This window comes from Succinivibrio sp. (assembly GCF_045124615.1).
GTDB lineage: Bacteria > Pseudomonadota > Gammaproteobacteria > Enterobacterales > Succinivibrionaceae > Succinivibrio > Succinivibrio faecicola.
The window spans coordinates 1-11,509 of record NZ_JBGVMC010000144.1; the positions used below are offsets into that span (position 1 = coordinate 1).

An 11,509-nucleotide genomic window follows, 5' to 3' on the forward strand; every position below is an offset into this window, starting at 1 on the left:
TGGTATTACAATTATGCCATTTTCAGAGATCCTTACATCCGTTTTTTCGTGTTTTTGCAACAGATGTATATCTTTTTGATAATCATAACCAATAGTAAAATTAGGAGCGACCTGTACATATCTGTCTAAAATAGCATTTCTAATTTTTGCTCCAGCTCCGATAATATTGTCTCCTACAAGCACGCAACCATCAACACTTGCACCATCAAGAGCCTGACATCTGAATCCAAGCACTGATTTGTTGATTGCTGCACCATTTATTCTGCAACCTGCCGAAATCAGTGACATAGAAACATGAGACTGATTTTCATCAGTATCTGTAAAGTCAGCTGGCGGTAGTGGAGGATAGAATGTATGCAATGGCCATTTAGGATTCTGTAGGTTGAATTTTGGCGTTGTTCCTAAAAGATCCATATGTGCCTCATAATAGCTATCAATTGAGCCAACATCTCTCCAGTAACCGCTTTTGTTTTCTCCGTCTAGAATGACTGAGCTGAAGTCATAAACATAAACTTCATCATTAGGATACAGTTTAGGAATAATGTCCTTACCAAAATCATGGCTTGAAAGTCTGTTCTCATTGTCTTCAACTAAGATAGAGCAAAGAGGATCTGCTTTAAAGATATAGTTTCCCATTGAAACTAGGCAATATCCAGGATCATTTGGTATCTCTTTTGGAACTCTTGGTTTTTCTTCAAATCCAACCATTTTCCAGTTTTCATCTACTTCAATAATACCGAATTTGCCAGAGCAGTCCTCAGCTTTCATTTTTATTGCAGAAACAGTAAGAGTTGCATTCTTTTCCTTATGGAATGTCAGCATTTTTCTGATATCCATTTTATATATATGGTCAGATCCGAAGATGCATACATGTTCTGGGAACTGTTCTTTTAAGAATGTAAGATTTTGATAAACAGCATCGGCAGTACCCTGATACCATTCTCTGGAGACTCTCATCTGAGCGGGAAGGGCATCGATAAAAGCTCCTGTGATACCACTTACCTGCCAACCTTTTTTCAGATGCATCTGCAAAGACTGCGATTTGTACTGAGTTATTACAAATATTTTAATAATGCCTGAGTTGACAAAGTTGTTCATTACAAAGTCAAGAATTCTGTAACTGCCTCCAAAAGGAACGGCAGGTTTAGATCTGCTTTCGGTCAGTGGCATAAGTCTTGTACCTTCACCACCAGCTAAAATCATTCCAAGTACTCCGGACATTCTTCTATCCTTATATTGTGTCGATTATTAAAAAACTAATATCTGTAGTCCTTCTTTGAACGGGCAATCTGATCATTATGAGGCTTTAGTATTTGTATTTAATTATTAACTAAATAATCATGAGCCTAATTTGAAGAATATGATATAAAAGCCGTTCTGTCAGATGTCGTTTTTAATTTTTGTTATTCAAAGTAACAGAAAAATTCCCATTTTTGCTGAGTATTTCATGTTAATTTCTATAATTGCGTACTATGGCTTAAAAAGACGTGAAAAAATTTGTTCAATTTTCCTATCATTTGTAGGTGTTTTATGAAAATTGCATTATAAATCGCATAAGAATGCTAAATGCTCCAAAAAAGATCCTGATTTTTCTATAATTATTTTTTTTGATCGTGATCAAGTTTTAATTTAAAATTAACTTATAAAAGGAAAAAAATCATCTTCTACCTGAGGCAAATAAAATGGAAAATAACAAGATAGTATTTTTCGGAACTCACAGCTACGACAGACATGCATTCACCGATCTTAACAAGCAGGAAAATCTAGGTTTTGACCTTATTTATCATAGATCATTCCTTGATCTTCACAATGCAGATGAAACTCACGGTGCAAAGGCTGTATGTATCTTTGTTAACGATAGAGCAGATCGTGAAGTATTAAAGAAGTTAAAGGAAAACAATGTAGAGATTTTAGCTTTACGCTGTGCTGGTTTTAATAATGTTGATCTAGCAAGTGCTAAAGAGTTTGGTATCAGAGTTGTAAGAGTTCCTGCTTATTCACCACATGCTATTGCTGAGCATGTTATTGCTTTGATTTTAACCCTTAACAGAAAGACCCATAGAGCATATTCACGTACACGTGATGGTAATTTCGCTCTGCATGGTTTAATGGGTTTTGATTTATACGGTAAGACTGCAGGTGTTATTGGAACAGGAAAGATTGCCAGAGTATTAATCGGCATCCTTCAGGGCTTTGGAATTAATGTTCTTGCCTATGATGTTTTTGAGGATAAGGAGTACGAGAAGAAATCTGGCATCAAGTACGTATCCTTAGATGAGTTATATGCAAAATCAGACATTATTTCCCTAAACTGTCCTTTGACTCAGGAAAACAAATATCTCATTAACAAAGATTCAATTGCCAAGATGAAAGATGGAGTAATGATCATCAATACAGGTCGTGGTCCCTTAATCAATTCTGAAGATTTAGTAAATGGTCTTAAGAGTGGAAAAATTGGTGCTGCTGGTCTTGATGTTTATGAAGAAGAGCACGATTACTTCTATCAGGATCGTTCAGATCAGATCATTACTGATGATAACTTAAGCCGTTTAATGAGCCTTAACAACGTGCTAATCACTTCACATCAAGCATTCTTTACACAGGAAGCTATGCACAACATTGTAAGTACAACACTTCACAATGTTAAAGACTACTTTGAAGGAAAAGAGCTTGTAAACGAAGTTTCATCTCAGTCTTAATCTTAATTAGAGAATTATAAAGGGACGGTCCATTGAATCGTCCCTTTTTTAGATTTTTCATTGAATCTTAATAAATGCGATAAAAACTATTGTGTATTTTTCAACGCTTTATAAACAATGAAAGAAGGTGTTCTTTTCATTATCTGAACATTTCCAAATGCATCATTGATGATTTTTTCATATCCAAGATGTGCATTAGCCACAAGGTACATAGCACCACCTTCTTTTAAATGCTTAGGAGCATCTAAAATCATACTTATTGTTGGAGCAGTGCTTGTATCAAGACCAATATGAAATGGTGGATTTACTGCTATTAAAGAGTATTCTTTAAGATTGCTTAGCATATCAGATGGCACTGTATACAGATCATCAATATTGTTTAGCTTTGCATTCTCTTTTGTAAGAGAAAGAGCACAAGCTGATACATCTGTACTTGTAACATTCTTAAATCCAAGCTTAGATAAGAAAATACCTACAACACCACAACCACATGCTAAATCAAGAGCATTTCCCTGAGGGATAACATCGACCATGCTTTCAAGTAAAAGAGCAGTTCCGTTATCAAGTTTTTCTGTAGAAAATACGTTAGGATCTTGTTTTAACTGAGCTTCAAAAGATCCAACTTCAACATTTATATTTTCAGGCTTTTTGTAGGTTGAAAAATCATTTTCATAAATGGCTTTAAAGAGAGTACATTTTCTTGCAAGATCGACTTTTCTGACGGGACCTGCAACTTTTAACAGAGTATCAGCACTTTTAGCTCCACCGTCATTTGAACCTGCTGTATAGATAAATGAGCCTGCTTTTAATTTTTCTTTGTATGAATTTAATATTCTGACTGTTTGATTTTTGTTTTTAGAAAGAACAACAACAAGTGTATCAACACTGTCAAATTGCATTTTTGCATATTCATCAGTGCCGAATATTAGTTTTAGGTGTTTGTATTCAATACACTGTTCACACTCGTCGCTAGCACTCTTTCCAACCATGGCAGCCATTGCTTTAAATGTCACATAGTTATCTGTAACCACAACAGCTTTTTTTGCATATTTAATAAAAGTCAGTAGGGCATTATCAAGAAGATCTCCTGTAAGGAGAATTTCTCTGTCCTTGAAGATATCTTCGTTTCTTTCTAGAAGCTTGAAGATTGCATCATTAGCCATTAGATTTTATCTCTCAGTTTTAAAGCCGTAGCAAGTTCTACATATTTTTCAACACTGATATTTTCAGCTCTTAATACAGGATCAAGACCAAAACTGTTTAGTTCCTGCTCTGTAAAGAATTTAGACAGTGAGTTTCTAATGGTCTTTCTTCTAGCTGAAAATGCGGTAGTTGTAATGTTGTTTAAATATGGCACTAAAGCTCTCTGCTCGTCAGATAAGTCCTTTGGCTTTAATCTTACAACTGCAGATACAACCTTAGGTGCAGGTCTGAAAGCTGAAGGAGGCACAATAAGCATAGGAATTACCTGAGCATGAAACTGTGTCATTACAGTAAGTCTGCCGTAATCCTTTGAATTAGGTGCAGCTGCAAGACGTTCTACCACTTCCTTTTGCAGCATGAAATGCATATCTGTAATGCCTTTTTGAGACAGAAGATGGAAAATGATAGGTGATGTGATGTTGTATGGAAGATTTCCAAAAACTCTTAAATTACCAGCACCTTCAAGTTTATCAAATTCTACTTTAAGAGCATCACCCTCAATGATGGTAAGTCCTTTTAAGAAAGGATCATGCTTTAAGATCTCAACAAGGTCACGGTCAAGCTCGATAGCTGTTAATTTTTTTGCTCTTTCAAGTACAGGTCTTGTTAATGCAGCATGACCAGGTCCAATTTCAACGAGAAATTCACCTTCTTTTGGATTAATTGCATCAACTATCTGACCGATGATATGGTCGTTTACTAGAAAGTTCTGACCAAAGCGCTTACGAGCTTTCATATGTACTGGTGGCAGTGCCATATTTACTCCTGAATACTTCTTCTTGCCATGTTAGCTGCAAGGTTAATTGCACAGATTAAAGAACCGGCATCAGCGATACCTTTACCTGCAAGATCAAGAGCAGTTCCGTGATCAACAGATGTTCTTATATATGGGAGTCCTAATGTTGTATTGAAACCTGAATCAAAACCTGCGTACTTCAGCACTGGAAGTCCCTGATCGTGATACATGGTTAGAAAAGCGTCTGCACGCTCAATAAATTTATCTTGGAACATGGTATCTGCAGGAAGAGGTCCTTCTATATCGATACCTTTTTCTCTTAATTCATTAAATGCAGGAATAATGGTATCAAGCTCTTCTGTTCCAAGGTGTCCGTCCTCACCTGCATGAGGGTTAAGTCCGGAGCTTATGATATGAGGCTTCTTTATTCCGAATTTAGTTTTCAGATCATGGTTTAAAATTGTAACAATCTCAAAGAGAAGCTCTTTTGTGATAGCCTTGCTTATATCCTTGATAGGAAGATGAGTAGTTGCAAGAGCTACATTGAATTTGTCGCAACCTAACATCATCACAACCTTTTTTGTGTTGGTAAGGTTCTGAAAATATTCGGTATGACCTGTAAAGTCAGGAATAACTTCAGTAATAACAGCCTTACTAATAGGACCTGTTACAATACCTTTAAATTCCCTGCTTATGCATCCGTCAGACGCTGTTTTTAACAGATTGATGACATACTTAGCGTTTCTTGAGTCCATATGACCTGCAACAGATTCTACATTCAGAGGAATATCCATAACACAGATATTACCTATTCTTTGTGGTTCAAATCTGTCTTTATCATATTCACTGATAGTAAAATCGCTACCATATAATGATGCTCTTTTTTCTATCAGTTTTCTGTCACCTAAAACAACAAACTGTATATCCTCAAATTCAAGTTTTGAAAGATGATACATGAGCTCAGGTCCGATACCTGAAGGCTCACCGGATGTAATTGCAATACGTGTATTCATTAGTCAACAAATTTAGCGTCTTTTGAAAGTTCCTGAGAATTCTGATCGTCATGGATTTCAAGAGTCTGATTCTTCTGTGAAGGATCATTCTCAAGAGATACACCTGCTTTTAACAGGATTGGGTCAAGAATGTGAATATATGCAAGTTCACGTATACTTCTTTCCCATGAGAGCAGAGCTTCTTGATATTCTCTGTCAAATAGAAGTTCCTGAGCTTTCTGTTTGAAAACATCAAGAGATTCTCTATCGATTTTTGTATTCTTAAGGTAGATAAGGTGCCAGCCGAAAGATGATTTGAATGGTCCACCAATCTGACCTACCTTTAGTGATTCTAGACCTTTAGCAAAGCCAGGATCGTAAGTCTGTGCAGTAGCATAACCTAGGTTACCGCCATTAACAGCAGAGCCAGGATCTTCAGAGTATTTTTTAGCAGCTTCTTCAAAGCTAATCTTGCCTGCTTTGATGTCATCAAGAATTGATTTTAGCTTTGCAACAGCAGCCTCATCAGAGAAGATAATTGAAGTTTTGATTAGAATATGAGCGCTGTCATAGGTTTTGATAGGTCTTGCTGCTGAATGAGAAACATCATAAACCTTGATGATGTGCATACCGATAGCAGATCTGAAAGGACCTACAACATCACCTGGTTTTGCAGAAACTACAGCTGGTAAGAATGGGAGCGGTACAGAGCTTTCAGGAATATAGCCAAAGTCAGAGTTATTCTCGTTAACAGCATATTTAGCTGCAATTTCATCAAAATTTACTCCTGCTTTTGCTTCCTTTAGAGCTTTTTTTGCTTCATTCTGAATTCTGATATATTCATTGTCAGATGGGTTTGATGACATTGGAATGATGATCTGAGCAATGTGATACTGAGGTTCTACACCGCCACGAGATTTTAAAGCTTTTGCAAGAGATTCAATTTCAGATGGAGAAATATGAACTCTCTGAGCAACAGAATTACGTCTTACCTCATTGATAACGTAGTCTTCCTTGAACTTTTCACGGGCTGCGGCAGTTGAGATGTTGCCATAGCCTTTTAAAATCTGTTCAACGCTGGTATTTGATCTTAAAGCAGACTGTTCTAAGGTAGAATCAAGCTGCATATCAGTGATTCTCATACCACCATTTGCAGCCATCTGGAGAATAATACTTCTTGTAATCAGGGCCTGGAGAGCCTGTCGTCTTATATCAATTGGATCAACATTTGCTCCATGATTCTTGTATTTTTCCTCAATGCTTGCAACCATGGCATTAAGTTCATTTTCAGTGATGATACCGTTATTTACAACGGCAGCAGTCGAGTCTAGAACCTGATTTTGTACATCTGTATTTTCAACAGCTTTTGCACTACCTAATGCATATGAAGCTAAAGCTAGAGCTACAGTCAGCGATTTTATTATTCTATTATTTTTGATCATGTTTTATACCTTATGCCTTATTGATTAAGGTTTGTTAAATCTAATGAAGGTAGATAATGAGTACCTGTTCCGTTAGGATCTGAAATACCCTTAGCCTTGACAGTATAAAGTCCTTTAAATTCGAACTGAATACCAAAGAATTTGTCCTGATTGTGAACCAGGTTCTTCCAGTCCATCGCCATATAGCTTTCATAGAGCAGGCTGATTGCAAAACAGCAGTCTTCGTATTTGATACCTATTTTTTTGTCGATATTGTATTTTTGTTCAAGATCGCGGTATACAGCACCGAAGATTTTATAGTCATGTGAAAGAGGAACAGACATGTCAAAGCCAATTTGTCTTACATCAACAGGAGTCAGCTTTGATACGTGATAGTTTCCAAGTCTATAGTAACGATAGGATGTACCTAAAGTCAGGTTGTCCTGATTTTTAAAATTAATTGTTGTATTGAAGTTTCTCAGAACATCTTTATCAGGGTCATATTGTGATGCAATATGGAATCTGATCTGTTCAACAGGCTGAGCATCCATTGAAGCTTCAATCGGAGTATGTGGCTCATTTCTCAGATTCTGTGTCTGATAAAGTTTTACCTTGTTATCTTCAAAGTTGAATGCCTGAGCAATACTGAATCTGAATTTTTCCTTGTCATGAGGATCAAGAATTCTTGTAGTAAAGCCAGCAGTGACAGCATTTACGTTTGCAATTCTGTCTAAGCCTGCATATTTCCTGTAACTGAACAGAGTATAGTAATCATCATATCTGCTTGTTGTATCAAACAACGCAATATTATCCTGATTTTTATAAGGGATATAGTTATATTTCAGTTCAGGTTCAAGAGTCTGGGTATGACGCATATCCAGAATCTTTCTTTCTAAAGTAGTCTTTGCCTTAGCCTCTATATGATAAAGAGATCTTGTTATAGAATCCTCATGATTCAAATATCCAAGTCTTGTTTGATATCTTTCAGGTAATTCAGATAGATCGCTTTGATCATAATGTGTAATGAAGTAGCGACCTCCAATCTGAAGAGTTGTTCCGTATCCATCATAAATATGATATTGAACAGAAGGTTCAGCATGGGTTCTTAAAAACTGAAGCTTATTGCTTCTGTCGTCCCTGACTTTATCTAGTGTGAATTTTGTAACTTCTGAATCAAGTCTGAAAGAGAATGGACCGTATGTGTCATAACCGCTCAGAGAAACCTGAGGTTCAAGTGCAAATGGCTTATAACTTGATACGCTGTATACAGAAAACATATTCTGATATCTTCTGATTTCAGCACGTATATCAAATTTATCCTGAATATAGTTACCTGACAGACTCTGAACTAGGGATGAGTCTGTAATAGCTACATCTTCCTGACTGATATCTGACAGATAGGTATAATCGTCATTTCTAACTTTTGAGTAATCAAGTCTTACATTCAGATCATTTTCTAGAAGAGACAGATTCTGTTCAATCTTTAACAAGAATCTTTTTACAGCACTTTTACCTTCTTCTTCTCTTGTCTGATTGTATTTTTTGTCATTTGTATATACTGTACCCTCAATTAGACCATTAAGATTCTTAAATGGCATATCTCTTAGCTCAAGAGTGTAGTAATCACCACGTTTTGCATCATGGCTTGGAGTAACTGTTGCATCATAATTTGTTGCAAGATTCAGATAGATAGGTAATTCATATGACAAGCCCTTTCCTGATGTGTATCCGATTTCAATAGGGAGTAAACCAGATCTACGTTTGTTTGTGATAGGAAAGTTTGCATAAGGTGTATAGAAAACAGGTACCTTACCTAAAAACAGCACGTCATTCCAAGATGATCCAAATGATGAATCCTTGTCAATTTCTATTGAAGATGAGTAGATGTGCCAGCTTTGCTTTGATATTGGGCAGGCAGACAGAGTAGCACCTTTTAGGATCTTTGTTCCATCAGCATCGTTGCTTTCAAATTCATCTGCAGTACCGTTGTATACAGAGCCGTTCATTACATATTTGGAATTAGAAAACTTTACAGTTTTCTTTTCCATATTGTGTTCAGCACCATCTGTAGTGGTTACGGTATACTCAGGAGCACTTAAAAGAGTACTTCCGATAGTTTTGATTGATTTTGAAATACTGCTGTACTCGGCCTTATCTGAAATAATCTGTTTATCGCCTTGAGTTACGATAACATTGCCTTTGTATATAAGCAACTCGTCCTTGCCGACAATTTTTCCTTCAACGTCATCAGCTTCAATATTAATTGGAGTTGTATTGACGTCATAAGACTTTGGTTCTCTGTAGCTTGGAACCTCAAAGTAGCAGGCCATATCTCTTTTGGCAATAGGTCTACTTGGATTTGGCTTCCAGTTTGTTTTTGAAACATTCTGAAGAAGTTTCATCGGGAATGTTGAAACATTGAGAACAGTTTCATTTCTCATGAATTCCTTTGAGGTTTCTGTATTCATAGTGTCGATGGTTTTCTTTGAGAATTCCATCAGTTTTAATGAAGGATCTTCATTACTTACAATTTTCTTAGTAGTAATGTTATAGGATGCATCCTTTTTAGAAACATCTTCTTGTGCGTAGGTAATACCAGCTGAAATGGCAGCAGCAACTGCTAATGCTAGTTTTGCATAGTGTAATTTAGACACTTATGAATATTTTCCTTTAATCGTTTTCTTTCTGATTGTATCTTGGTGTATCTGATCTATCTATCAGATCTGCATCTTCATCATCAAGTACACTATTGCCTTTTATTACTCGGTGATTTGACGCCCATTCTCCAAGATCAAGAATTCTGCATTTTTCAGAACAGAATGGTCTGAAAGGATTGTTAACGTCATAAACAATCTCTTTCTTGCACATAGGACATCTTGTTTTTATAACAGATGAGTCTTTTTGGCAAGAGTTGTTTTTTGCTTCTCTTACAATCTCATCATAAGTGCCATCTGGCAGAAGATCCTTAAGACTCATAGTGTATTACTGTTCTAATGAACTCTTGATGTAAGCAATTTTAAAAGGAATATCTCCAACAGGAGTACCCTTTTCAAAAGGTAAAAATCTTATGTTTACTCTTGACTGGAAACCACTGACAACAGGGTAGGCAGCAACATCCTTAGAGTACTGAATATTAATCAGATCACAGGTGTCTGCACTTTCCTGCATGAAGCCTGATTTTGCAACTCTGTCAGATAAGTTTGCACATAATCTCCAGATATATAAAATTGTATATACAGGAACTCTGATACAGTCAAATTCATGTAACCAGTTTGTAGCTCTGTCATGCTTTTCTTTTTCATTAAGTGACAGCCAGTAGGTGAACATAGGAGTATCAAAACAGTTAAGACCGCCAGGAGTCATGAAACGAGGTTTGATTAGTTCAATGATAGGATCATCTTTAAGAACAGTTCTCTGTCTAGTAAAGTTATCAAGGATCTGTTTTGCCTTTGCAATATCATCGTGAAGTTTATTTACAACTACAAGGTCACATTCAGGATCTGTTTCAAACTGTCTTAAAGTGCTGTCGCATTTTTCTAGATCCTTTAAAAGATCTATCTTGATAGCAGAAGAGCCGTCGACGATATCAATGAAATCAACAACGCATCGTAGCAAATACATGACATGTTGTTCTGAATTAAAATCAGTGCATTTTTCAGCATTTTTAAAAACCTGCTCAAGTTTTAAGTAGGTTCTTGCTCTTGGGCTTAATGGAAAATCAAAATTAAACATGTCACCTGTCTCTTTTTACTTAATTTTTTGTTCTGCCATTTGCTGGTACATTTTATGTAATTTTAACACGACATTGAACCTTTTATCTAAGGGAGAATCATCTGATTTGATTAAATCATGACAATGCTCTAATCGAAAAGCTCTTGAAACCTGATTTTTTATCATGTTTTCAGCAAGTTCTAGATCTATGTTATCTCTCTGGCAGAGTCTTTTTTTCTGTAAACTCTCATCAACATCAACGACAAGAATTCTGTCTACTGTATTTTCAAGATGATGCTCAAAAAGGAGAGGTACCATGACTATCACATATAGACCTAAAGCTTCATCAATTCTTTTCTTTATTGTTGACTGAATATCGTTTCTCATAAGCTCATTTAGTGTCTTGAGCTTGTCCTCAGCACCTTTTGCAAAAACAATTTCTCTTAGTTTTTTTCTGTTAAGTGTGCCATCAGAAAGAATAACCTCATCACCAAATGTCAGCCTTATTTTTTCAAGTAGAGCTGTACCTTTTTGTACAACATCTCTTGCAACCTGATCTGCATCGACAATGTTTACACCTAGTCTTTTAAAAAGCGTTGCTATAGCACTCTTTCCACTTGCTATTCCGCCTGTGAGTCCAACGATAAATTTTTTTTGTGTCATTTTGCATATTTCTAAATTTTTGACTGAATTTTACCAAAAAGTTCATTTTTTATGTAAAAAATGACCTGAATTATTAGTATTGAG

The 11,509-nt window shown here is 36.1% G+C and carries 10 protein-coding genes; 1 reads left to right on the forward strand and 9 read right to left on the reverse strand.

Annotated elements, in window-relative coordinates; all coding sequences use genetic code 11:
* On the reverse strand, positions 1-1,221 hold a 1,221-nt coding region (glgC, locus tag ACJML3_RS03810; protein WP_406020767.1), incomplete at its 3' end, for a glucose-1-phosphate adenylyltransferase.
* 461 nt (positions 1,222-1,682) lie between these two features.
* On the opposite strand from glgC, the gene ACJML3_RS03815 reads away from it, so the two are divergent.
* Positions 1,683-2,699 (forward strand): 2-hydroxyacid dehydrogenase, encoded by a 1,017-nt coding sequence (locus tag ACJML3_RS03815; RefSeq protein ID WP_406020769.1) that lies wholly within the window; start codon positions 1,683-1,685, stop codon positions 2,697-2,699.
* A gap of 86 nt (positions 2,700-2,785) precedes the next feature.
* On the opposite strand, the gene ACJML3_RS03820 is transcribed toward ACJML3_RS03815, so the two are convergent.
* The 8 genes from ACJML3_RS03820 to coaE are packed head-to-tail and all read right to left on the reverse strand — an operon-like array spanning position 2,786 to position 11,425.
* A complete protein-coding gene (locus ACJML3_RS03820; RefSeq protein ID WP_406020771.1) occupies positions 2,786-3,862 on the reverse strand; it encodes a methyltransferase in 1,077 nt (358 codons plus the stop codon).
* On the reverse strand, positions 3,862-4,659 hold the full coding sequence (gene rsmA, locus ACJML3_RS03825; RefSeq protein ID WP_406020773.1) for a 16S rRNA (adenine(1518)-N(6)/adenine(1519)-N(6))-dimethyltransferase RsmA: 798 nt from the start codon (positions 4,657-4,659) through the stop codon (positions 3,862-3,864). Before rsmA ends, ACJML3_RS03820 begins: the two co-directional genes overlap by 1 nt.
* A 2-nt stretch (positions 4,660-4,661) precedes the next feature.
* Entirely contained in the window at positions 4,662-5,651 is a 990-nt protein-coding gene (pdxA, locus tag ACJML3_RS03830) for a 4-hydroxythreonine-4-phosphate dehydrogenase PdxA (protein ID WP_406020775.1), read from the reverse strand.
* Positions 5,651-7,072: a peptidylprolyl isomerase gene (locus tag ACJML3_RS03835; protein ID WP_406020777.1), complete on the reverse strand. Its 1,422-nt coding sequence runs from the start codon at positions 7,070-7,072 to the stop codon at positions 5,651-5,653. The genes pdxA and ACJML3_RS03835 overlap by 1 nt, the downstream gene beginning before the upstream one ends.
* 17 nt (positions 7,073-7,089) lie before the next feature.
* Positions 7,090-9,705 carry an LPS-assembly protein LptD gene (locus ACJML3_RS03840; RefSeq protein WP_406020779.1) on the reverse strand — a complete coding sequence of 872 codons (2,616 nt, stop codon included), beginning with the start codon at positions 9,703-9,705 and terminating at the stop codon, positions 7,090-7,092.
* Positions 9,706-9,721: 16 nt separating this feature from the next.
* A complete protein-coding gene (locus tag ACJML3_RS03845; RefSeq protein WP_406020781.1) occupies positions 9,722-10,027 on the reverse strand; it encodes a DNA gyrase inhibitor YacG in 306 nt (101 codons plus the stop codon).
* Between the two features lie 6 nt (positions 10,028-10,033).
* Positions 10,034-10,783, reverse strand: coding sequence for a cell division protein ZapD (gene zapD / locus ACJML3_RS03850; protein ID WP_406020783.1), 750 nt, complete (start codon positions 10,781-10,783; stop codon positions 10,034-10,036).
* Positions 10,784-10,798: 15 nt separating this feature from the next.
* Complete coding sequence (gene coaE, locus ACJML3_RS03855; protein WP_406020785.1) at positions 10,799-11,425, reverse strand: dephospho-CoA kinase; 627 nt, start codon at positions 11,423-11,425, stop codon at positions 10,799-10,801.
* Positions 11,426-11,509: the final 84 nt, after the last annotated feature.